This window comes from Saccharothrix violaceirubra (assembly GCF_014203755.1).
Lineage (GTDB): Bacteria > Actinomycetota > Actinomycetes > Mycobacteriales > Pseudonocardiaceae > Actinosynnema > Actinosynnema violaceirubrum.
On sequence record NZ_JACHJS010000001.1, the window covers coordinates 2336879 to 2359894 of the forward strand.

The 23016-nt window shown below is 71.6% G+C and carries 24 protein-coding genes; 20 read left to right on the forward strand and 4 right to left on the reverse strand.

Translation table 11 applies throughout. The features are described 5' to 3' along the window. Positions 1–21: 21 nt before the first annotated feature. Positions 22–1119, reverse strand: a complete 1098-nt coding sequence (locus tag F4559_RS11565; RefSeq protein WP_312865595.1) for a sensor histidine kinase — start codon at positions 1117–1119, stop codon at positions 22–24. Between the two features lie 268 nt (positions 1120–1387). On the opposite strand from F4559_RS11565, the gene F4559_RS11570 reads away from it, so the two are divergent. The 5 genes from F4559_RS11570 to F4559_RS11590 all read left to right on the forward strand — a co-directional run bounded on the left by F4559_RS11570 (position 1388) and on the right by F4559_RS11590 (position 5889). Then, a complete protein-coding gene (locus F4559_RS11570) occupies positions 1388–2119 on the forward strand; it encodes a GAF and ANTAR domain-containing protein (RefSeq protein ID WP_184668301.1) in 732 nt (243 codons plus the stop codon). 143 nt (positions 2120–2262) lie between these two features. After that, positions 2263–2961, forward strand: a complete 699-nt coding sequence (locus F4559_RS11575) for a GAF and ANTAR domain-containing protein (RefSeq protein ID WP_312865596.1) — start codon at positions 2263–2265, stop codon at positions 2959–2961. Between the two features lie 478 nt (positions 2962–3439). After that, positions 3440–3946, forward strand: a complete 507-nt coding sequence (locus F4559_RS11580) for an RNA polymerase sigma factor (protein WP_184668306.1) — start codon at positions 3440–3442, stop codon at positions 3944–3946. Positions 3947–4034: 88 nt separating this feature from the next. Continuing rightward, the gene (locus tag F4559_RS11585; protein WP_486374940.1) at positions 4035–5072 is read left to right on the forward strand and encodes an NsdA family TPR-like regulatory protein; all 1038 of its coding nucleotides are present in this window, start codon (positions 4035–4037) and stop codon (positions 5070–5072) included. Between the two features lie 73 nt (positions 5073–5145). Beyond that, a complete protein-coding gene (locus F4559_RS11590; protein ID WP_184668310.1) occupies positions 5146–5889 on the forward strand; it encodes a GAF and ANTAR domain-containing protein in 744 nt (247 codons plus the stop codon). Positions 5890–5891: 2 nt separating this feature from the next. On the opposite strand, the gene F4559_RS11595 is transcribed toward F4559_RS11590, so the two are convergent. Continuing rightward, positions 5892–6188 carry a DUF6191 domain-containing protein gene (locus F4559_RS11595; protein ID WP_184668311.1) on the reverse strand — a complete coding sequence of 99 codons (297 nt, stop codon included), beginning with the start codon at positions 6186–6188 and terminating at the stop codon, positions 5892–5894. Then, complete coding sequence (locus tag F4559_RS11600) at positions 6167–6685, reverse strand: NUDIX hydrolase (protein WP_312865597.1); 519 nt, start codon at positions 6683–6685, stop codon at positions 6167–6169. The genes F4559_RS11595 and F4559_RS11600 overlap by 22 nt, the downstream gene beginning before the upstream one ends. Positions 6686–6789: 104 nt before the next feature. Between F4559_RS11600 and F4559_RS11605 the strand changes: the two genes are divergently transcribed. From F4559_RS11605 to prcA, 5 genes are all read left to right on the forward strand, one after another. Beyond that, complete coding sequence (locus F4559_RS11605) at positions 6790–9258, forward strand: FtsX-like permease family protein (protein WP_184668313.1); 2469 nt, start codon at positions 6790–6792, stop codon at positions 9256–9258. A gap of 52 nt (positions 9259–9310) precedes the next feature. Then, entirely contained in the window at positions 9311–10807 is a 1497-nt protein-coding gene (gene dop, locus F4559_RS11610; RefSeq protein WP_184668314.1) for a depupylase/deamidase Dop, read from the forward strand. Between the two features lie 86 nt (positions 10808–10893). Then, complete coding sequence (locus tag F4559_RS11615; RefSeq protein ID WP_184668316.1) at positions 10894–11085, forward strand: ubiquitin-like protein Pup; 192 nt, start codon at positions 10894–10896, stop codon at positions 11083–11085. Between the two features lie 52 nt (positions 11086–11137). Continuing rightward, positions 11138–11971 (forward strand): proteasome subunit beta, encoded by an 834-nt coding sequence (gene prcB, locus F4559_RS11620; protein ID WP_184668318.1) that lies wholly within the window; start codon positions 11138–11140, stop codon positions 11969–11971. Positions 11972–12017: 46 nt separating this feature from the next. Then, a complete protein-coding gene (prcA, locus tag F4559_RS11625; protein WP_184668320.1) occupies positions 12018–12806 on the forward strand; it encodes a proteasome subunit alpha in 789 nt (262 codons plus the stop codon). A gap of 47 nt (positions 12807–12853) precedes the next feature. On the opposite strand, the gene F4559_RS11630 is transcribed toward prcA, so the two are convergent. Beyond that, a complete protein-coding gene (locus F4559_RS11630; RefSeq protein ID WP_184675685.1) occupies positions 12854–14260 on the reverse strand; it encodes a bifunctional phosphatase PAP2/diacylglycerol kinase family protein in 1407 nt (468 codons plus the stop codon). Positions 14261–14377: 117 nt separating this feature from the next. On the opposite strand from F4559_RS11630, the gene pafA reads away from it, so the two are divergent. From pafA to tatC, 10 genes are all read left to right on the forward strand, one after another. Continuing rightward, on the forward strand, positions 14378–15736 hold the full coding sequence (gene pafA, locus F4559_RS11635) for a Pup--protein ligase (protein ID WP_184668322.1): 1359 nt from the start codon (positions 14378–14380) through the stop codon (positions 15734–15736). Positions 15737–15776: 40 nt separating this feature from the next. Continuing rightward, positions 15777–16811 (forward strand): WD40/YVTN/BNR-like repeat-containing protein, encoded by a 1035-nt coding sequence (locus F4559_RS11640; RefSeq protein ID WP_184668325.1) that lies wholly within the window; start codon positions 15777–15779, stop codon positions 16809–16811. A 76-nt stretch (positions 16812–16887) separates the two neighbouring features. Further along, positions 16888–17445 carry a winged helix-turn-helix domain-containing protein gene (locus F4559_RS11645; RefSeq protein ID WP_184668327.1) on the forward strand — a complete coding sequence of 186 codons (558 nt, stop codon included), beginning with the start codon at positions 16888–16890 and terminating at the stop codon, positions 17443–17445. Next, positions 17438–18301 carry an SRPBCC family protein gene (locus tag F4559_RS11650; protein ID WP_184668329.1) on the forward strand — a complete coding sequence of 288 codons (864 nt, stop codon included), beginning with the start codon at positions 17438–17440 and terminating at the stop codon, positions 18299–18301. Before F4559_RS11645 ends, F4559_RS11650 begins: the two co-directional genes overlap by 8 nt. 82 nt (positions 18302–18383) lie before the next feature. After that, the gene (locus tag F4559_RS11655) at positions 18384–19370 is read left to right on the forward strand and encodes a helix-turn-helix transcriptional regulator (RefSeq protein ID WP_184668331.1); all 987 of its coding nucleotides are present in this window, start codon (positions 18384–18386) and stop codon (positions 19368–19370) included. Then, positions 19367–20359, forward strand: coding sequence for a helix-turn-helix transcriptional regulator (locus tag F4559_RS11660; protein WP_184668333.1), 993 nt, complete (start codon positions 19367–19369; stop codon positions 20357–20359). Before F4559_RS11655 ends, F4559_RS11660 begins: the two co-directional genes overlap by 4 nt. A 1-nt stretch (position 20360) precedes the next feature. Continuing rightward, positions 20361–20564: a bacteriophage holin gene (locus tag F4559_RS11665; RefSeq protein ID WP_184668335.1), complete on the forward strand. Its 204-nt coding sequence runs from the start codon at positions 20361–20363 to the stop codon at positions 20562–20564. A 145-nt stretch (positions 20565–20709) separates the two neighbouring features. Next, entirely contained in the window at positions 20710–21492 is a 783-nt protein-coding gene (locus tag F4559_RS11670) for a hypothetical protein (protein ID WP_184668338.1), read from the forward strand. 167 nt (positions 21493–21659) lie between these two features. Continuing rightward, positions 21660–21965, forward strand: coding sequence for a Sec-independent protein translocase subunit TatA (tatA, locus tag F4559_RS11675; protein WP_246445153.1), 306 nt, complete (start codon positions 21660–21662; stop codon positions 21963–21965). Between the two features lie 32 nt (positions 21966–21997). After that, complete coding sequence (gene tatC, locus F4559_RS11680; protein ID WP_376774633.1) at positions 21998–22969, forward strand: twin-arginine translocase subunit TatC; 972 nt, start codon at positions 21998–22000, stop codon at positions 22967–22969. Positions 22970–23016 lie beyond the last annotated feature (47 nt).

Sequence of the window (23016 nt, forward strand, 5' to 3'; positions counted from 1 at the left end):
GCCCCAGCGGAGTGGATCACGTCAGGACAGCGGAATGCGGGCCTTGACCGCGAACCCGCCGGCGGGGCGGCGGTCTGCCTCGAAGTCGCCGCCGTACATCGCCACGCGTTCCCGCATGCCCATCAGCCCGTGGCCGCCGCCCGCCCGCGCCGCGCGCGTCCCGTCGTCGACCACCTCGATCCCGACCTCGTCGTCGGTCACCGCGACCCGTACCGAACACCGGGCGGGCGCGGCGTGCTTGACGACGTTGGTCACCGACTCCTGCACGATCCGGAACACGGTCAGCCCCACTCCGTCCGGCAGTCCGCCGCCGGTCACCTCCAGCGTCACGTCGACGCCGGCGTCCGCCGCCCGCTCGACCAGGCCCGCCAGGTCCGCGAGACCCGGCATGGGCGCGGTCCCGGTCGCGTCGTCCGAGCGCAGCACGCCGAGCAGCCGCCGCATCTCCACGAGCGTGTCCCGGCTGGTGGCCTCGATCACCGCCAGCGCGTCGACCACCTCGTCCGGCCGGGTGCGGGCGACGTGCGCCGCCACGCCTGCCTTCACCGTGATCAGGCTGAGGCTGTGCGCCACGACGTCGTGCAGCTCACGGGCGATCCGCAGCCGCTCCTCGGTCACCGCCCGCGTGGCCCGTTCCGCCTCCTCCCGTGCCGCGAACGCACGGCGTGCCCGCGTGAACCGGCCCAGCGCCCAGGCCGCCGAACCGTAGAGGCCGACGAACGCCACCAACCCGATGTCGTCCGGCGTCGGCTGGGAGACCATCAGCGCCGCGCCGGACATCACCACCGTCGCCACCAGGGCGGTCACCGCGGGTCGGCGTGGCACCCACGCCCCCACCGCGTACAGGGCGAACGCCGTCGGGCTGTGCGGTTCGAGCGGCATCTCCAGCACGGTCGCCACGCACAGGGCCGTGACGACCACCGCCAGCACCGGCAGCGGGTACCGGCGGCGGACGGCGAGCGGCAGGCCGATCAAGGCGGCCAACGGGTAGCCGAACCACGGCGAGAGGGACGAGATCCCGGCGAAACTCGCGTAGACCGCGGTCGCGCAGAGCGCGAACGCGGTGTCCAGGACGACCGGGTACGCGTTCGGGAGAAGTCGGAACAGGCGGTTGGACACGTGCCGACGGTAGCCGGCGGGTCCCGCGTCGACATCGGACCCGGGTCCTATCCGGGACGGTGGCCGATTTGGTCCATTGTGGACGAATCCGGGGCGCGGGGTACCCGAGGATGCGGCCACGTTCCCCGACCGGTAGGGTCGAGGTGAAGGTCTTCCTTCAGGCAACTCTGTGCGTCGCATCCGTTCGCGCTGCGTCCAGGGACTCGGTCTCGACGCGCGGAGGTTCTGTTGCGGCTCGTCCTCGCCCTTCGGGAAGCGGCGGCGCGCGATGGATGAGCGTGGGGACGGGCGGGAACTCTCCGCACTCGTCCAGGCCGCGTTCCTCGCCGCCGCCAACGGCGATCCGCCCGGGATCGGCCACGACCCCCTCCGGCTGCTGTGCCGGACCTGCGTCGAACTGCTCCCGGTGGACGGCGCCTCGATCTCGGTGATGACCGGTGCCGCCGAGTGGGAGACGCTCTACGCCGGCGACGAGGTGTTGGCGCGCGCGGAAGCCTTCCAGTTCACCCTGGGCGAAGGGCCGTGCCTGGAGGCGTTCGAGCACCGCCGGCCCGTGCTGCTCCCCGACTTCGGTGTCGACGCCGCGCGGCGTTGGCCGGTGTTCGCGGCCCAGGTCGCCGCCGAGCCGATCGGCGGGTTCTTCGCGTTCCCGTTGCTCAGCGGCGCCCTCGGCATCGGGGTGATGGCGTTGTACCGCCACCACACCGGGTGGTTGGCCCCGGCGGAACTGGCCGTCGCGCTGCATCTCGTCGCCATGGCCACGGGCGTCGTGCTCGGCATGCGCCTGGACCGGCTCGACGCCGACTGGTGGGCCGCGCTGCCGCTGCACCGGGAGCAGGTGCACCAGGCCACCGGGATGCTCATCGCGGCGTTCGGCATACCGCCCGACGAGGCGTTCGCCCGGCTCCGCGCACACGCGTTCGCCACCGGGCGCCTGGTCGAGGAGATCGCGCGGGACCTCGTCGTCCGGCGGATCACGCCCGCGGACCTGGACCGGTGAAACCCCAGGACCGGCCCGTCCCGCCGCACCCGCGGACGGCGGCCGACGACCTACCCTGTGACCGGGAGAGAAGGGAGAACGAACCCATGTCGGGTTCTTCACCGTCCGCCAGCGAGCGGGAATCGCGGTTGGTGGGTGCCTTCGTGCAGCTTGCCGACACGCTGGTCGACGACTACGACATCGCCGACGTGCTCCACGACCTCGTGCGCCACTGCACCGACGTGCTCGGCGCGGCCGAGGCCGGACTCCTGCTGTCCGACCAGCACGGCACCCTGCGCGTGCTCGCGTCGTCGACGGAACGGACCCGACTCCTGGAACTCCTCCAGCTCCAGACCGACGAAGGACCGTGCCTGGACTGCGTCCGGTCGGGCCGACCGGTCGTCGTCCCCGACCTCGCGACCGCGTCGGCGCGCTGGCCGCGTTTCGTCCCGGCGGCACTGGGCGAGGGGTTCACGTCGGTCCAGGCGATCCCGATGCGGTTGCGCGGCCAGACCATCGGCGCGCTGAACCTGTTCGGCCGCGACGCCGGTCCGATGTCCGATCGGGACCTGAGGGTCGCGCGGGCGCTCGCCGACACCGCGACGATCGGCATCCTCCAGGAGCGGACGATCCGCCGGGGCGAGATCCTCACCGAACAGCTCCAGAGCGCGCTCAACAACCGGATCACCATCGAACAGGCCAAGGGCATCCTGTCGTACGCCGGGAACATCACGATGGACCGGGCCTTCGCGGTGTTGCGCGCCCACGGACACCGCAGCGGCGTGCCGCTCACCGAAGTCGCGCACCGGCTCGTGACCGGTCTCCTCAAACCCGCCGAGGTGCTCGCCGAGCGCCCGGACTGAGATCCGCCGTCCCGGTCGCCGCCGCATTCGGGTGAAGCGGATGTGCGCGTCGTCCGTGAGTGGGGAATAGTGATGTCCACGCCCCGGACCCCGGCGCCGGCACGTTCGGCGACAGCGACGGGGTGATCCACATCACGGAATTCTGCATCCGGTGTCATGGGTGCGCCGGCCGGCGGGCCGGTGCGCCGATGGAAAAGTGCTTTTCAGGGTATTTCGCGCCCTCTCTTTTTCCGTGGACGACCGGTTTCGGCGATTCACGCGAAAAGAGCAGTCTTCGGTCGGGTGCTGAGGGCAACCATTGTGGCCGCGGTGCCGGCGCGGCACTGTCGGACCGGACACGGTTCCCGTGTCGCGAGGCACCGGCAGGGGGTGCCTCGCCCGGCATGAGGGCGTCGGTGGTGGCGGCGCGATCCGAGGGGGTGCGCGACGCGCCTCGTGCGCCCTCATGCCACCCCCACCGTCGGCCCGGGGTTCCGCGATGACCGGAGAATCGGTTCCGCTGACCCCGGACCAGGCATGGCAACGCTGCGTGCGCCGCCGGGACCGGCTGCGCCGCACGGTCGAGCGTTTCGGTCTGACCGAGCACGCCGACGACGTGGTGCACGACGTCTTCGTCTCCGTGATGGGGAAGCCGGTTCTGCACCGGGACGGTTTCGACGCCCTGCTCGACACCGCGGTGTGGCGGCGCTGCCTGGCCGTCGCCCGCAAAGAGGACCGTCGGCGCCGACTCGTCCACGAGATCGGGTCGGTGCCGGTGGTCGGCGACCACTCCGATTCCGTGGTCGACCGCATCCATGCGGAATGGCTGTTGCGCGGTGGCGGTGTGCTCGTCCGATCCGAAGCGCGGCTGCTCGCGTTGACAGGGCTCGGCTACAGCCGCGGCGAGATCGCCCGTCGGGTCGGTCGACCGGTAGTGGAAATCGACCGCGTGATTCGCGCCCTTCGGCGGCGAATGCGTTACCGGTTGGGCGGGGGTGCGCGTTGACACCGTATTCACGCCCATTCGGCACCGATGTACGCCACCGCGGCGCGACACGCGTATCCGGCGGGCCCGAGTCACTCCGAGGCCGCTGATGTCCGACCGCGATCCCCTGCCACCGGAGGAACCATCCGGTCGACCATGGCAGACCTCCGGCCCGGTGGCCGAGGCGGACGTCGTGGCACTGCGGGACTTCACCCACGACCTGCGGGCCCTGGACCACCGGTACGGCGGTCTGAGGTCGTGCGCCGAGGTGACCGACCGACTCCCGTCGGCGCTGGCCCTGCTGTCCAGACCCGCGCACGACCGGATCGTCGTGCCACTGCGCACCGCGGTCGCCGACCTGTTCAACCTGGTCGCCTGGACCAGCTTCGACGTCGGCCGGGTCGGCGATTCGCTGGCGCACTTCGGGACAGCGTTGAAGCTGGCGTCCTCGATCGGCCACGACGCGCTCATGGCCAACATCTACTACCGCCTCGGCCGGGTGTGGCTGCACCACAACGCCCCCGGGCCCGCGCTGGCCGAGTTCCGGCTCGGCGAACGCGCGGCCCGCCGCGCCGGCTCGGCGCTCGCGCTGGCCGTGGTGAACGTGAACCAGGCATGGGCGTACGCGCACATGGGAATGGAGCACGAAGCCTTGGCGCTGTTGTCCGACGTGCCGACGACGTTCGCCCACGCGCAAGGGGAACCGGTGTCGGATTGGGCGGCGTTCTTCACACCCGCGGACCTGTCGGGCATGACCGGAGTGATCCACACCCAGCTCGGGCAGTCGGTCGATCCCCGCTTCGTCGAGCTCGCGGTGCCCGCGCTGGACTCCGCGTGGGAGTCTTACCCGGCGGAGATGGTGCGCAGTCGTGCGTTCTGCCTGGTGGCGCTCGCGACCTGCCACTTGCTCGACGACCAGGTCGACACCGCGATCGAGCTGGGCGGCCGGGCGGTTGCCCTCTGCGAGGGTTTGGAGTCCGCCCGCGTGGTCGAGCGACTGCGACCGTTGCGCAACGAGGCGCTACGCCGGCGGAACCGGACCGATGCCGCTGCGCTCGTGGAGCGCATCGGACGGCTTCGCGCCGTGGTGGTCGGGCTGCCGAGACCACCCGCCGGGCCCTGGATACGCACCAGACCCCGGCGGTGACCGGGCCGGTCCACCACTCGCGACGCCGCATGCCGTCCCCCGGCGGGGCACCGCGCACCCGAGAGAAGGACCGATGGACCACGACCTGGCGCAGGACACCTTCATCATGCTCGCCGACACCCTGGCGGCCGATTTCGACACCACCGTCGTGCTCGGACTGCTGGCCGAACGCTGTCGGGACCTGTTCGACGTCGCGGCGTGCGGACTCCTCCTGGCCGACGAGAACAACGACGCCGTCGACCTCGCCGCGGCGTCCGATCGGGACGCGCGCACACTGGAACAACTCCAACTCACCACCTGCCAGGGGCCGGCGCTCGACTGCTTCCGGGCCGGCAGCGTCGTGGTGTGCCACGACCTGGTGGACGCGTGGCAGCGGTGGCCGAGGTTCGCGCCCGTCGCCGTGGCCGACGGCTTCCGCGGCGCACACGTGCTGCCGTTGCGCCTGCGCGACCAGGTGCTCGGCACCCTGGGTCTGTACACGATGGTGCCCGGACCGCTGGAGCGGCGGGTGCTGGCCCTCGGGCAGGGGCTGGCCGACATGGCCGCGATCGGCCTGGTGAACTGGCGCATCCTGCGCGGGTACGAGACGACCGCCCGACAACTGCGGACCGCCCTCGACAGCCGCATCCTGATCGAGCAGGCCAAGGGCGTCCTCGCCGAACGGATGCGGATCGACGTCGACGCGGCGTTCGCGATCCTGCGCGCCCACGCCCGTGCCACCAACCGCAAGCTGGTGGACGCCGCGGCCGGCGTCGTCGACGGTTCCCTGCCCCTGCTCGGCGCCGTCGTCGAGCGGCGGGGGAACGACCCGTCCTGACCTCAGGCCGGGTCGTCGCGTTCGACGGTCAGGCGGACCTTGCCGGAGTCCAGGTCGACGGGACCGCGCGGCGGCGCGCCGTCCTCCTCGTCGTCGCGCAGCATCAGCGACATGCGGCGGTGGTCGATCTCCTGCTGCTTGGTCGCCTGGAAGATCAGCGTGAACTCGTCCATCGCCACCGACGACAGGACCGGGTGGCCCTTGCGCCGCCGCGCCCACTTCCACACCCGCTCGGCCACGGCGAACACGACCAGCCCGATCGCCAGGCCGGGGATCGTCATCGCGACGAGGAAACCCATCGGAACCACTCCCGGATCAACGCCCGGCCGTCCGGTACCACCGGCCAGTCCGGGTCCTCCACCCGTGCGCGCACCTCGTCGACGGTCAGCCACCCGCCCCACGCGACTTCCTCGGGCTGGAGGGTGAACGGACCGTCGGTGCGCACGACGTAAACGCTCGCGAAGTAGCGGATGGTTCCGTCCACGAAGGAATTCGTGAACAGCGGCACGGGTACCTCCCGCACGCCCAGCTCCTCGGCGAGTTCGCGTCGGGCGCACTCGTCCGGGGTCTCGCCGGCGGCCACCACGCCGCCGCACATGGGGTCGTAGAGGCCCGGGTAGACGTCCTTCGTGTCGGTGCGCCGGTGCACGAAGATCCGCCGGCCGTCCCGGGACAGCACGACGATCGCCGCGCACGCGTGCCACAGTCCCTCCGCGCGGACCCTGGCCCGCGACGCCGACCCGGCCGGGGTCCCGTCGGGGCCGAACAGCGCCACGTCCTCGCCGGTGTCTCCCACGGGGAGATCCTCCTCAGGTCGTACCCGCGGTGCTACCGCGGGGCGACGACCGCCGACGACCGCGCTCCCTAACTTCGGTGACCTCGTAGTCATCAGGAGGAGTCGTGCCCACATCCCTGCGGCTCGCGGTCGCCGAGTTCCGCGAGCGCCCCGGACGTTCGGTCCTGCCCGGGGTCGCCCTGGTCGTCGGCGTCGCCTGTCTGTCGGCGGCGCTGATGCTCAGCGACGCCATGGTCTCGGCGACCGCGCGGGGCGCCTCGACCGTGCCCGCCGGGGTGTCGACGGTGGTACGGCCGACATCCGACGGGGAGGTCGCCCTGGACGCCGCGGTCCTCGACCGGGTCGTCGCGGTGCCCGGCGTGCGCGACGTCGTCCCCGTGCGGCAGGTGCGGGCCGACCTGTTGCTCGACGGTGGCCGGGCCGGTGCCGGCCGGGCGGTCGCGGAGATCGAGTCCACGCGCGAGGACCTGCGCCGGGTCCCGATCGGCGAGGGCCGCGCACCCGGCGCGGACGGCGAGATCGCCGTCGACCGGGTCACCGCCTACCGCCACGGGCTGGCGCCGGGCGCGTCGGTGCGGGTGGCCGACGCCGAGGGGCGGCCGATCGACGTGGTCGTGCGGGGCGTGACCGTGCGCGGCGGCTTCGGGAACGAGCCGCTGATCGTGGTCGGCGAGGAGTTGGCCGCCAAGCTCGGCGGCCGGCCGGAGATCACGGCGCTGTACGTCTTCGGCGGGGACCGGGCGGCGGTCTCGGCGGCGGCCGGCGCGGGCATGCGGGCGCAGGCGGCGGCGGTCGTGTCCGCCGAGCGGCCCGGCAACGAGCTGATGATCGTGCTGCTGCCGTTCAGCATCCTGGCGTTGGCGACGTCGGTGTTCGTCGCCTCGGCGACCTACCGGGCGGTCTACCTCCAGCGGCAGCGGCACACCGCGCTGCTGCGCTGCCTCGGCGCGCACCGGGGGCCGCTGGTGTGGGCGAACCTGATCGAGGCCGTCCTGACCGGCGCGGTCGCCGGTGCCCTCGGCGGCGTGGCGGGCGGCAGCGTCGGGTGGCTGCTGGCCCGGCTGTTCGACGCCGCCGGGCTGTCGGAGGTGCTCGGCGCGGTGCGGCTGGACCCGCCGTTGCTGCCGACGGCCGGGCAGTTCGCGCTCGGTGTCGGCGTGGCGGCGGTGCTGAGCGGGTTCGCCGCGGTACGTCCGTCGTTCGCGGCGGTGCGGGTGGCGCCGCTGGCGGCCCTGCGCACGTCCGAGGGGCAGACGCCCGACCGTGCGGTGGTGCGGCGGCGGTACGTGTTCGGCGTCGTGGTCGTGGGGTTCGCGGCGGCGCTCGCGGCCCTCGGCCTGATGGCCGGTGGGATCGGCGCGGTCTTCCTGGTGCTCTTCTCCTGCATCGCGGCCGTCGGCGGGTTGTTCGGGGTGCTCGGGCCGGTGGTGGTGCCCGCGCTCGGACGGGTGTTCGGCGTACTGGCCGGCCGGATCGGCGGCGCGCAGTGGCGCCTCGCGGCGGCCGAGGTGCGGCGGGTGCCGCAGCGGTCGGCGTCGGTGGCCATGCCGCTGCTGCTCGCGGCGGCGATGGTGACCTTCTTCGCCGTGACGGTGGGTGCCGTGCGGACGGTGGAGGACAAGTTCGAGGACGAGCCCCGACCCGACGCCGTCGTGGTGGACGCCGGGCACCGGGTGGTCGACGCGGGCACCGTCGCGGCGGTGGACCGGCCCGAGGTGCGGTCGAGTCTGGTCGTGCACACCGCCGAGGGGAGCCGGCAGGTGCGGGGCGAGCCCGCGCCCTACCAGGTGCTGGGCGCGGACCCGGAGCGGCTGCGGGCGTGGCTGGCCGACCGGGGGACCGCGGTGCCCGGGTTCGGCGCCGGGTCGGTGCTGCTCTCGGAGTGGCTGGTCGAGGAGTTCGGCGCGCGGGTCGGGCAGCCCGTGACGCTCGACGGGGTGCCGGGCGGACCGGTGACCGGCACGTTCACCGGGACCATCCCGTTCGAGCTGCTCGACGGCGCCAACGCCGTGGTCGGCGCCACCGGGTTCGCGCCCGCGTCCAAGGTGCTGGTCACCCTGCGGGACGGCGCAGACCCGGCCGCCTTCCGGGCCGGGGTGCTCGACGCGCTGGGGTCGGCGCCGACCGTGCTCGTCCGGACCAGGGCCGACGTGACCGCGGAGAACCAGCGCATGATCGACATCGGCATCACCACGATGATGGTGCTGCTCGGCCTGTCGGTCGCCGTGGCGGTCACCGGCATCGGCACCGCGTTGACGATCTCCGTGCAGGAGCGGCGCAAGGAACTCGCGCTGCGGCGGGCGCTCGGGGTGACCAGGGGCGGGATCAAGCTCGGCGTGGTCGCCGAGGCCGTGCTGCTGTCGCTGGTCGGGGTGGTCGGCGGCGGGGTGTTCGGGTTCGCCTACGCCGAACTGACGCTGATGAGCCTCGGTGTGTTCGCCGTACCGTCGGTCGCGCTCGTCCCGCTGCTGGTCGGCGGGGTCGGCGTGGTGGTGCTGGCCGTGCTCTCGGCGTTCGGCCCGGCGAGCGGGGCGTCGCGCATCCGGCCCGCGGCGGGCCTGGCCTCGGGGTGAAACGGGCGCGGATCGGCACGGGTTGTCGGGGTCAGGTCCTAAGCTGCCAGGTATGCGGAGGATCATGGGAACCGAGGTCGAGTACGGCATCGCGGTGCCGGGTGACGCGACGGCCAATCCGGTGCTCACTTCGACACAGGTGGTGCTCGCGTACGCCGCCGCGGCCGACATCCCGCGCGCCCGGCGGGCCCGTTGGGACTACGAGGTCGAGTCGCCGTTGCGGGACGCGCGCGGGTTCGACCTCGGGCACCCGGGCGGCCACCCGGGCGGCGACGGGGACGTCGAGGACCTCGGCGCGGCCAACGTCATCCTCACCAACGGCGCCCGGCTCTATGTCGACCACGCCCACCCCGAGTACTCCGCGCCCGAGGTCACCAACGCCCGTGACGCGGTGATCTGGGACAAGGCGGGTGAGCGGGTGATGGAGGAGGCCGCCCTGCGCGCCGCCACCGTGCCCGGCCAGCCCCGCCTCCAGCTCTACAAGAACAACGTGGACGGCAAGGGCGCCAGCTACGGCACCCACGAGAACTACCTCATGAAGCGCGCCACGCCGTTCACCGCGGTGATCGCCGGGCTGACGCCGTTCTTCGTCTCGCGGCAGGTCGTCACCGGTTCCGGCCGGGTCGGCATCGGGCCGGCGGGCGAGGAGGCCGGGTTCCAGCTGTCCCAGCGGTCGGACTACATCGAGGTCGAGGTCGGCCTGGAGACCACGCTCAAGCGCGGGATCATCAACACCCGCGACGAGCCGCACGCCGACGCGGACAAGTACCGCCGGTTGCACGTGATCATCGGCGACGCCAACCTCGCCGAGTACTCCACCTACCTCAAGGTCGGCACGACCTCGCTGGTCCTCGACATGATCGAGGCCGGCCTGCGCTTCGACGACCTGCGGCTGCTCGAACCCGTCCGGTCCGTGCACCGGATCAGCCACGACCCGACCCTCAAGACCCGGGTCGAGCTGGCCGGCGGTCGGAAGTTCACCGGGCTCGACCTCCAGTACGCCTACTACGAGCGGGCCGCCGAGTTCGTCGACCGGGAGGGCGTCGGCGACCGGGAGGTGCTGCGCGTCTGGGGCGAGGTGCTCGACGCCCTGTCCCGCGACCCGCAGGAGTGCGCCGACCGGCTCGACTGGGTCGCCAAGCTGCGCCTGCTGGAGGGCTACCGGGCCCGGGACGGGCTGGCGTGGGGCTCGCCGCGGCTGTCCCTGGTCGACCTCCAGTACTCCGACGTCCGCCTCGACAAGGGCCTGTACAACCGGCTCGTCGCGCGCGGCTCCATGAAGCGGCTGGTGAGCGAGGAGGAGGTGCGCGCCGCGATCCTGGCCCCGCCGGAGGACACCCGCGCCTACTTCCGCGGCCGGTGCCTGGAGCGGTACCCCGCCGCGGTGGCCGCCGCGTCGTGGGACTCGGTGATCTTCGACCTGGGCCGCGAGTCGCTCGTGCGCATCCCGACGCTCGAACCGCTGCGCGGGACGAAGGCGCACGTCGGAGCCCTGCTCGAAGCCTCCGACACGGCCGAGCAGCTCGTCGAGGCGCTCACCAGGGGCTGATCGACGCACCCCGGACGGAAGGCGCTTTTCCGGCTTCCGGATGGGTAATGTTGCAGTGCAGGACCCGTGAAGACCGGGAGGTCGAGATGGCCCAGGAACAGGTTCAGCGCCAAGGCGGCGGTGACGGCGACGACAACGGCGACGGCGCGGCGGCGGGTCAGGAACGCCGGGAGAAGCTCGGCGAGGACGTCGACGCCATCCTCGACGAGATCGACGACGTGCTGGAAGAGAACGCCGAGGACTTCGTCCGCGCCTACGTGCAAAAGGGCGGCCAGTAGGCGGACGGTCGACGTCAGGCGGACACCGGCGGACAAGGGAGAAACACCGCGTATGGACCACAGCTCGACCGGGCGCTACCCGGCCGCGTCGCTGCCCCCGGCCTACCTCAGGCCGGGGTCGTCGTCGTTCACCGACTTCCTCCGCGCCCAGGCGCCCGAACTGCTGCCCTCGAACCGGAGTTTTCCCGAGGGCGCGGTCCAGGTGCCGCACGGCACCACCATCGTCGCCCTGACCTACCAGGGCGGCGTCGTGATCGCCGGCGACCGCCGCGCGACCACGGGCAACGTCATCGCCCAGCGTGACATGAAGAAGGTCTTCATCACCGACGACCACTCGGCCGTCGGCATCGCCGGTACCGCGGGCCTCGCCCTGGAGATCGTCCGCCTCTACGCGGTCGAGCTGCGGCACTACGAGAAGATCGAGGGTGTGTCGCTGTCGCTGGACGGCAAGGCCAACCGGCTCTCGGCGATGATCAAGGGCAACCTCGACGCCGCGCTCGCGGGCCTGGCCGTGGTCCCGCTGCTCGCCGGCTACGACGTCGACGCGCCCGACCCCGACCGCGCGGGCCGGATCGTCTCCTACGACGTCACCGGCGGCCGGTACGAGGACACGCAGGGCTACCAGGCGGTCGGCTCCGGCTCGCTGTTCGCCAAGTCCGCGCTCAAGAAGCTCTACGACCCCGACGCGGACCAGGACACGGCCGTGCGCACCGCCGTCGAGGCGCTCTACGACGCGGCCGACGACGACTCGGCCACCGGCGGCCCCGACGTGATCCGCCGCATCTACCCGCTGGTCGTGACGATCACCGCCGAGGGGGCGGCACACCTGCCGGAGGACCGCGCGGCCACCGTCGCCGAGGCGGTCGTCGAAGGCCGCCGGGTCTGAGGGCGCCCGTGCCGAACCCCATCCGCACCACCCAGGAGCCGCACCCGTGACGATGCCGTTGTACGCCTCACCGGAGCAGATCCTCCGCGACCGTTCCGAGTACGCCCGCAAGGGCATCGCGCGCGGGCGCAGCGTCGTCGTGCTCCGCTACGCCGACGGCGTCCTGTTCGTCGCGGAGAACCCGTCCAGCACCCTGCACAAGGTGTCCGAGATCTACGACCGTATCGGGTTCGCCGCGGTCGGCCGCTACAGCGAGTTCGAGAACCTGCGCCAGGCGGGCATCCGGTTCGCCGACGTCCGCGGCTACCAGAACGACCCGCGCGACGTGACCGGGCGGTCGCTGGCCAACGTGTACGCGCAGACCCTCGGCTCGATCTTCACCGAGCAGATCAAGCCGCTGGAGGTGGAGATCTGCGTGGCCGAGGTGGGCGTGCGCCCCGCGGACGACACGCTCTACCGGCTGACCTACGACGGCTCGATCGTCGAGGAGCCGCAGTACTCGGTCATGGGCGGCCAGGCCGACGCGACGTCGACCGCGCTCAAGGACGCGTACGCGGAGGGCCTCGACCTCGCCGACGCGGTCCGGGTCGCGGTGAAGGCGTTGAGCGCGGGCAGCACCAGCACCGGCAACGGCAAGGAGCTGCTCGGCTCGAACAAGCTGGAGGTGGCCGTCCTCGAACGGGACCGGCCGCGTCGGGCCTTCCGCCGCATCGGGGGCGACGCGCTGGCGTCGCTGGTGGCGCCCCCGGAAGCCGACGGGGAGGCCGCCGAGGAACCCGTGGCGGACAAGCCGGTGACGGACGTGAACCTGCCGCCCAACGACGACGAGAAGTGACCGAAGGGCCCCGGCGGACGACGCCGGGGCCCTCGTCGTCGAGGGGCTCAGTCGCGGTAGATCGCCAGCGCCGCCGGGCGCGACACGAAGTCGAACGAGGTACCGATCGGTCCGACCTCGCCGTCGGTCGCGATCGCCACCGGGCGGCCGAGCACGCGCACCCGCAGCCGCCGCACCTCCATGTGCCGGTAGGTGCGGCTGCGGTGCAACGACCCCAGCGCCGCGCCGACGAAGAACCGCAGCCGGGACAGCCGGGTGTCCGCCCGGATGAAGCGCACGTCCATCACGCCCGCGTCCAGCGCCGGGCGCACGGTCGGCGCGAACCCCTTGGGCCGGTACGGGCCGTTGCCCACGAACAGCATCCACACCAGGTGCGGTTCGTCGTTCAACTCCACCCGCAGCGGTTTCGCCGACCGCAGCACGCGGCCCAGTGCGATCGCCGCCGCCGGCCACTTGCCCCACCGGTTCCGCAACCGCTCGCGCAGCCGCACCATGTCCGGGTAGCCGCCCAGGCTCGCGGTGTTGACGAACCAGCGCGGGTCGGCGCCGTCCACCGACACGGTGGACAGGTCCACCAGCACGCCGTTGCCCTCGCCCACCGCGTGCGCGGTGTCGGCCAGGTCGAGGATGCCCACGTCCCGGGCGAAGTGGTTGAGCGTCCCGGCCGGGATCAGCACCAGCGGCAACCGGTGCTCGGCGGCCAGGGCGGACACCGCGGCCACCGACCCGTCCCCGCCCGCCACGCCGAGCGCGCGCGGCGAGTGGTCGGTCATGACCGTGTCCAGGTCGGCGATGTCCACGACCACGGCCTTGGGCAACTCCTCGCGGATCCGGTCGGCCGGGCTCGCGCCACCCGGAAGGGGTCCGCCCAGCCCCGAACCGGGGTTGACCACGACGACGAGCCCCTCGCCCTCCTCCAACGCCTCCAGGTGCGCGTGCTCCCGGGCCGACGCGGCGTCCTCGCGCCCGGCCGGCCACCAGCGCCTGGTCAGCAGGCCCGCGCCCACCCCCGCCAACGCGCCGACCGCCACGTCCGACGGCCAGTGCACGCCGGTGTGCACGCGCGAGTACGCCACCGCCGCCGCGATCGGCGCGATCACCAGCGCGGTCGCGGGCGACTCCAGCGCGATCGCCGTGGTGAACGCCGCCGCCGACGCCGCGTGCCCGGACGGGAACGACGACGACGTGGGCCGCTTGGCCAGCCGACGGGGCAGGTCGAGCAGCTCGGCGGCCGGTCGGCGGCGGGGGAACAGCGTCTTGCCCACGAGGTTCGCCCCGGCGCTGGCACCGGCGATCGCCGCGACCCCGCGCAGCGCCGCCCGGCGTGGCCGGCCCTTGCGCGCGGCGAGCAGCGCGGCGACGGCGAACCACAGCACGCTGTGGTTCGCGGCCTTGGACAGCCGCTTCATCCCCTCGTCGAGACCGGTGGGTCGGATCGCGGCCGAGCGCCGCATCAGGGCCTGGTCGAGTCGGTTCACCCGTCGGAGCACGTCGAGAACGTTATCCGGGAAAATCCCGCGCCGCCCGATTGGATCACTGAGGAAACCGCCGGATGCGCCTACTGTTGAGGGATGCAGCGGCGGATCTTCGGCATTGAGACTGAGTTCGGGGTGACCTGCACCTTCCATGGGCAGCGCAGGCTGTCCCCGGATGAGGTCGCGCGGTATCTGTTCCGCCGGGTCGTGTCGTGGGGCCGTTCGTCGAACGTGTTCCTGCGCAACGGCTCTCGGCTCTACCTCGACGTCGGCTCCCACCCCGAGTACGCGACCGCCGAGTGCGACGACCTCGCCCAACTCGTCACGCACGACAAGGCGGGGGAGCGCATCCTCGAGGACCTCCTGGTCGACGCCGAGCGCCGGCTGGCCGACGAGGGCATCGGCGGGGACATCTTCCTGTTCAAGAACAACACCGACTCCGCCGGCAACTCCTACGGCTGCCACGAGAACTACCTGGTGGCGCGGGCCGGCGAGTTCTCCCGGATCGCGGACGTGCTGCTGCCGTTCCTGGTCACCCGGCAGCTGATCTGCGGCGCGGGCAAGGTGCTCCAGACGCCGCGTGGCGCCGTGTACTGCCTGTCGCAGCGGGCCGAGCACATCTGGGAGGGCGTCTCCAGCGCCACGACCCGGTCGCGGCCGATCATCAACACCAGGGACGAGCCGCACGCCGATGCCGAGCGCTACCGCAGGCTGCACGTGATCGTCGGCGACTCGAACATGTCCGAGGTGACCACGCTGCTCAAGGTGGGCAGCGCGAACCTCGTGCTGGAGATGATCGAGCAGGGTGTGCAGTTCCGGGACTTCAGCCTGGACAACCCGATCCGCGCCATCCGCGAGATCAGCCACGACCTCACCGGTCGCCGCACCGTACGGCTGGCGGGCGGCAAGGAGGCGTCGGCCCTGGACATCCAGCGCGAGTACTACGAGCGCGCGGTGGAGCACGTGGCCAAGCGCACGCCGGACCCGATGGCCGACCGGGTGCTCGAACTGTGGGGCCGCACGCTCGACGCCGTCGCCGCCGAGGACCTGTCGAAGATCGACCGCGAGATCGACTGGGCGATCAAGCACCGGCTGATCGAGCGCTACCAGGCCAAGCACGACATGGACCTGTCGAACCCGCGCATCGCGCAGCTCGACCTCGCCTACCACGACATCCGACGCGGTCGGGGCATCTTCGACCTGCTCCAGCGCAAGGGCCAGGTCGACCGGGTCACCGACGACGGCGAGATCGAGGCCGCGAAGGACACGCCGCCGCAGACCACCCGGGCGAAGCTGCGGGGCGACTTCATCGCCGCCGCGCAGGCCGCCGGGCGTGACTTCACGGTCGACTGGGTGCACTTGAAGCTGAACGACCAGGCGCAGCGCACCGTCCTGTGCAAGGACCCGTTCCGCGCGGTGGACGAGCGTGTGGAGCGGTTGATCTCGTCCCTCTAGCGGTGTCGGTGGGAAAGGCTCTTCGTGAAGCTCACAGCTCATGAAGAGCCTTCTCCTCGCCGCGGCCCTGGTGGTCGCGGTCGTGTTCTCCGGGGTCGCACCCGCCACCGCGGGCCATGAACCGACCTGGCAGCTCAAGCCCACCGGCGTGACCGCCCAGTTCCGCGGCCTGTCCGCCGTGGACCACCGCGTCGCGTGGGTCGCGGGCAGCGAGGGCACGGTCCTGCGCACCACCGACGGCGGCGCCTCCTGGGCGTCGGTCGGCCCGCCCGACACGTCGACCCTGGAGTTCCGCGACGTCGAGGCGTTCGACGCGCGCACCGCCGTGGTGCTGTCGATCGGTCCGGGTGCCGCCTCGCGGATCTACCGGACGTCCGACGGCGGGAAGACCTGGGCGCTGACCTTCCAGAACGCCGAGCCGGCCGCGTTCTACGACTGCGTCGCGTTCTTCGACCGCTTCCGGGGCCTGGCGATGAGCGATCCGGTCGACGGGAAGTTCCGCGTCCAGCTCACGCGTGACGGCGGGCGCACGTGGCGGCAGGTGCCCGAGGAGAACTTCCCGCCCGCGCTGCCCGGCGAGGCCGGGTTCGCCGCGAGCGGCCAGTGCGTGGCCACGGCGGGTCGGTCCGACGCGTGGATCGCCACGGGCGGCGGCGCGAAGGCGCGCGTCCTGCACTCGGACGACGGCGGCCGGCACTGGACCGCGTCCGACACGCCCCTGTTCAGCTCGGTCTCGGCGGGTGTGTTCGCGGTGGCGTTCCGCACGCCCGATCAGGGTCTGGCCATCGGCGGCGACTACGCGAACCCGACCGGGCGGGTGGCCAACCTGGCGCTGAGCCGGGACGGCGGCGAGCGCTGGAAGGCTGTGGAGTCCGGGCCGGTCGGCTACCGGTCGGGGGTGGCGTGGCACCGCGGGTCGGTGATCGCGGTCGGGCCGAAGGGCAGCGACGTGAGCCGTGACGGCGGGCGGACGTGGCGGTCGATCGACTCCGGCAGCTTCGACACCGTGGACTGCGCGGACGTGTGCTGGGCGTCCGGTGAGAAGGGCCGGGTCGCGGTCCTGACCAGGGGCTGAGTTCTCCCACGACCGGGGTCGGCCGCCGCGCGGGCCATTGACAAAAATGTTTTGTACGTTCAAACTCGTTTTCGCGATGAGGGACGTCATCTACCTGGAGCGGATCGAGCAGGCCGAGGCACTGCTGAAGCCACAGCGCATCGAAGTGCTGCGGCAACTGGCACAGCCGAGGTCGTGCACCGAGGTCGCGACCGTGCTCGACCAGACCCCGCAGCGGGTCTACTACCACGTGAAACGCCTGGTGGAAGCCGGGTTGGCGACCCAGGTCGACGCCCGGCGGGTGCGCGGCGTGACCGAGGGCGTCTACCAGGCGGCGGCCCGGTCGTACTGGCTCTCGCCCGGACTGGTCGGCCGACTGGGACCGGACCGGGTCCGCGACGAGTTGAGCCTGGGACACCTGCTCGACCTGGCCGAGCGGGTCCAGTCCGACATCGCGGCCCTGGACCGCACCCGGCCGGAACTGCCGTCGCTGGGGGTGTCGGGGGAGATCAGGGTGCGTCCCGAGGCGCGCGCCGAGTTCTTCGCCGAGTTGAGATCGACGTTGCAAGACCTGTTCAGCCGTTACGGCGCCCCGGAAGGCGACGCCTTCCGCCTGGTCGTCGCCTGCTACCCGAAGGACGAGTCCGATGAGTGAGACCCTGACCCTGCGCATCCGCACCACCGCGTCGCCGGAGCGCGTGCACCAGGCGCTGACCACCGCCGCCGACCTGGAGGCCTGGCTGGCCGAGCACGCCTCCGCCGCGCCGTTCGGCTTCTGGGGTCGCTACACGCCCGAAGGCGACGCGCCGCACCAGGAGGTCGTGCACGTCGACGCCCGCACGCTGCGGTTCACGTGGAAGGTCGGCGGCGAGACGACCGACGTCGCGTTCTCCCTGACGCCGTGGGAGTCCGGCACGCTGATCACCCTGGAGCAGAGCCACTTCCCGGGCTGGGAGTCGGCCGTGGCCGAGGACTCGGTGCTCGGCCACCTCTACACCTACTGGACGCTCGGCCTGGCCAACCTCGTCGACCACGTCGAGGGTCGCCAGGTGGCCAACCGGATCGACTTCACCTCGGCCGAGATGCGGGGCACGGTCCACATCGCCGCCGAGCCCGAGGTCGTGGCTCGGTCGCTGGTCGACGCGGAGAGCTACGAGCGCTGGTTCGGCGCGCGCATCGACATCGAGGCGTGGGTCGGCGGCCGGGTCGCGATGGGCGGCCTCGACGCCAACCCGCACCCGGCCACGGTGCTGGTGTACGAGCCCGGCAAGCGGATGGACGTCGACTGGCACGGCATGGTGTCGGGCTGGGAGCTGGAGGGCACCGACGGCGGCACGCGACTGACGTTCGTGCAGAGCGGCTTCGACCCGGCGAACCCGCCGTACAGCGCGTGGGGCGGCTGGCTGGCCGGCGTCGTGGAGCTGCGCCGGTTCCACGAGCTGGCGGACTGGCGGCCGATGTGGCTCGCGCCCGACGTCCCCGGCCTGCCCGAGGGCATCCTCTCGCGCTGAGGTCCGGGTGGAAGGACCGTTCTGCCGGACTCGTGGCCGGGGAGGGCGTCGCGCCCGCCCCGACCGGGGATAGGGTTCTCCTGTGGCCACCGCACGTGCCGAGCGGCTCGTCAACCTGGTGCTGTGCCTGCTGTCGACCCGCCAGTACCTGACCGCCGAACGCATCCGCAGCATCGTCCCCGGCTATGCCGAGGCGGCGTCCGACGACGCCTTCTTCCGCATGTTCGAGCGCGACAAGACAGAACTGCGCGACCTCGGCGTGCCGCTGGAGGTCGGGAGGTCGGACGTCTTCGACGGCATCGACGGGTACCGGATCGCGCGCCGCGACTACGAACTCGGCGACATCGACCTCGAACCGGACGAGGCCGCGGCCGTGGCGCTGGCCGCGCGGCTGTGGGACTCGCCGCAGCTCACCGGCGCCGTGCACGGCGCGTTGCTCAAGCTGCGGGCCGCGGGCGTCGACGTGGACCAGGACGTGCGCGTCCCGGTCGAGCCCAAGGTCCGGGCCACCGAGCCCGCGTTCCCGCCGCTGCTCGCCGCCGTGCAGCAGGGCCGGGTCGTCGAGTTCGACTACCGCCGGCCGGTGCCCGCGGAGGTGCGGACCCGGACCGTCGAGCCGTGGGGCGTCGTGGCGTGGCGTGGCCGCTGGTACCTGGTCGCCCACGACCGGGACCGCGCCGCGCCGCGCTGCTTCCGGCTGTCGCGGATCGTCGGCGACGTGCGGCCGGTCGGCAAGGCCGGGGTGGTGCGCCGACCCGACGACGTCGACCTGCTCGGCTTCGTGGCGACCAACATCCGCCAGGCCGACCCCACGCCCGCCACCGCGCGGTTGTGGGTGGCCGAGGGCCGGGCGCACGGTCTGCGCCGGCGGGCCAAGCACGTCGGGCGGCGGGAGTTCGACGGGGAGTGGGGCGACCTGCTGGAGATCGCGCTGCGGTTCCCGGACTCGGCCGCGTCCTGGATCGCGGGCTTCGGCGCGGACGTCGTCGTCCTCGAACCCGAACTGCTGGCCAAGACCGTCCGGGAGAAGCTGCTCGGCGCGGTGCGCGGTGCGGGGGTGCGCGCGTGAACAACTCGTCGGCCAACGAGCGGCTGCCACGCCTGCTCGCCCTGGTGCCCTACCTGCTGGCCCGGCCCGGCATCCCGGTCGAGGAGGCGGCGGCGGACTTCGAGGTCACCCCGCGCCAACTGCGCAAGGACCTCGAACTGCTGTGGATGTGCGGCCTGCCCGGCTACGGTCCCGGCGACCTGATCGACCTGTCCTTCGAGGGCGACACGATCACGGTCGTCTTCGACGCGGGCATGAGCCGGCCGTTGCGGCTCACCGCCGCCGAGGCGACCGCGCTGCTGGTCGCGTTGCGCGCGCTCGGCGAGACGCCCGGCATCGCCGACCAGGCCGCCGTGCGCCGGGCCGTGGCCAAGATCGAGGCCGCGGTCGGCAAGGCCCAGCCCGCCGGCGTCGCGGTCGGCCTGGGCCTGCGGGAGGCACCGGAGACCACGCCCGTGCGCGACGCGGTGTCGGACGGGGTGAGACGCGGTCGCGCGCTGCGACTTCGGTACTACACACCGTCGCGCGACGAGATCACCGACCGGGTCGTGGACCCGATGCGGATGCTGCTGGTCGACGGGCGCAACTACCTGGAGGCGTGGTGCCGGACGGCCGACGACGTGCGGCTGTTCAGACTGGACCGGATCGACCGGGTGGTCGTGCTCGACGAGGCCGCCACGCCGCCATCCCACGCGACCCCGACTGATACGTCGGAGGGGTTGTTCCAGCCGGACTCGTCCCAGCGGACCGCCGTGCTCGTCCTGGAGCCGGACGGCCGCTGGATCGCCGAGTACTACCCGGTGGAGGACGTGACCGAGCTGGGAGAAGGCCGCATGCGGGTGCGGATGCGGTACGCCGACACCGCGTGGATGGTCCGCCTGCTTCTGGGCCACGGGGGCGAGGTGTCCGTGGAACGACCGGCCGAGCTGGTGGCCGCGGTGACCCGTCAAGCCGAAGCCGCATTGCGCCGGGCGGATCACCTTCCGGCAACCGGACCGCAGGGAGGGTGAGGTGTACTACCTGGCTACCGCACTGTCGGCTTTCGGAGTGGTGTTCTTCGCGGTCATCGTGGCCAAAATACGTGCACGACTGCGTGGCCTGCGGTCTCAAGCCGGGCGCACGTCCGCGCGGATGAAGGATCGGATCGGCTTGATTCGCGCGCGGTCGGCCGCTCTCAAGGTGGCACTCGCCCAACGTCGGACCCGTAACTCTTGACACCTGTTCGTCGGCCACCCGCGACGCGCTACTCTGGGAGGGCGCTCGTATTGCGCTGCTTGGCTCATGCGGTGGGCCATTCGGGCGGTCTTTCGAATTGGCAAAAAGTCTGGTCTTGCCTTGTGAGTTTCCGATCGATAGTTTCGTGCTGTACCACTTAGCGGTAGCCGGGGGGCGCCACAGGGGGATTGAAATTCACTGTAGTGCTTCCTGGCTTGTCAAGACCAAGTCGGAAACGGTGATCCGGGACGATTTCGTGCGGGCCGTTGTGCCGATGGTCGATAACTCAGGGGTGGAAATGAAAATCCTGTTAGGCCTATTATCTCGCATGGTCGCCATTCTGGCCGCAATGGCGTTCATGCTTTCGATTCCGGTTGCCGCTGCCAACGCCGCTGGCGGCGACTTCGTGGCGCAGGATGCGTCGGCTGTGCTGGATCGCTTGTCTGCAACGGGTCGGTTGACTGCGGGCGATCGGGACATCCTGCTCAAGTATCCGCGTTTGGCGGCGCAGGTGGAGGACCCTGACCAGGCGACTTCTGGGGGAAGTGTCAGGTTCGACGCCGAACGGGCCAAGCTCGTCGGTGCGCAGGGTTGCTGGATTAGCGACTGGTACCACCACGCGAAGACGGCCTTGGGCAACACCTTTTACAAGTTCCATCACCGTGCTGACTGGTGTCAGGACGGCAATCGGGTGCTCGGCGTCCACTATCGCAGCCATCATTTCAGTGAGGTCAGCGCGTTCGCTTACCCGCGCCATGTCGAAAGTGACTATGTAACTCCGACGCCTTCATGGGAAGTCAAGTCTCGCAAGAGTCATTTGGTCGACAACTGCATTCCGTTGAAGGGGTGCCTTTGGGCAAGTCATCCTTGGGTTGAGCACACCATGAGGGGTAATGCGGAAAATTGGTCGGCGGACGGCGAGCAATAATTTCGCAGGCTGAACTGTAGATGGTTGGCGCCGGGTAATCGACGGAGGTGTGCTTGCCGTCGATTACCCGGCGTGACGATGGGCCGAACAGTGTTCATGTCAGCTCGGGTGGATCATGGCGTTGTCGCGGGTACGCTCAGGGGGACACGGAAGCGGAGGGTGTACGAATGAACATGCCCGGAGCCACTGAGTTGATCATCATTGCGGTGGTGCTCATCCTGCTGTTCGGCGCGAAGAAGCTCCCTGACATGGCTCGCTCGATCGGCCGCTCGGCGAAGATCCTGAAGGCCGAGACCAAGGGTCTGCGTGATGGGGATGACCAGACGCAGCCCGCTTCACATCCGCCGGTCCAGGTCCAGCAGCTTCCGGCGGCGCAGCCGCAGGTCGCCCAGCAGCCCCCGGTCGTGCCGCAGGCGCAGGTCGCGCAGCCCATCGAGCAGAGCGCGCAGAACCTGCACAACAAGCAGCACTGACCACTCGCCACTAGACAAGGACGGTCCGCACGGTGGGGACAAGTCCGTCCCGGTGGTCGCAACGCCGGGAGCGCCGCAAGCTGACAAGCCGTCGGGGCAACCCCGACGGCACCATGTCGCTCAAGGAACACCTGTACGAACTGCGCCGCCGGCTCGGGATCGCGCTGGCGATCATCGCGGTCGGCGCGGTGTTCGGGTTCTTCTGGTGGGGCTGGCACATCTTCGGCCTGCCCAGCCTCGGCGACGTGGTCATCGCGCCGTACTGCGGCATCCCGGAGTCCGACCGGTTCAGCCAGGGGTCCTGCCAGCTCTTGCAGACCAAGGTCTTCGAGGGCTTCATGATCCAGCTCAAGGTCGGTGCCGCCGCGGGCATGGCGATCACCGCGCCCCTGTGGCTCTACCAGGTGTGGCGCTTCATCGCGCCGGGTCTGTACGCCAAGGAGCGGCGGTTCGCGCTGACCTTCGTCGGCGCGGCGTCCGTGCTGTTCGTGCTCGGCGCGGCCCTGGCGTTCTACATCGTGCCGCAGGGCCTGGTGGTGCTGGTCGGGTTCGGCGACAGCCAGTTCCTCACGGCGCTGTCCGGCGGCGACTACATCGACTTCGTGCTCGCGCTGCTGCTGATCTTCGGCGTGAGCTTCGAGCTGCCGCTGATCGTGGTGATGCTCAACCAGGTCGGCGTCGTCAGCTACGAGAAACTGGCCAAGTGGCGGCGCGGCATCGTGTTCGCGCTGTTCATCTTCGCGGCGATCGCGACGCCGGGCACCGACCCGATCTCGATGGTGGCGCTGGCGGTGGCGTTGACGCTGCTGTTCGAGCTGGCCATCCAGGTCGCGCGGGTGCACGACAGGCGCGCGGCCCGGCGGCGCAAGGCCGAGGGGCTCGACGACCTCGACGACGACGAGGCCGCGCCGTTCGACTACACGCCGACGCAGATCGAGGAGCCCGAGCCGCCGATCACGCCCACGCAGCCGCGTGAGCGCGTGCGCTACGACGACGCCACGTAAGCGTTCCGGTACGGACGGGGCGGCACCGGTCGGTGTCGCCCCGTTGT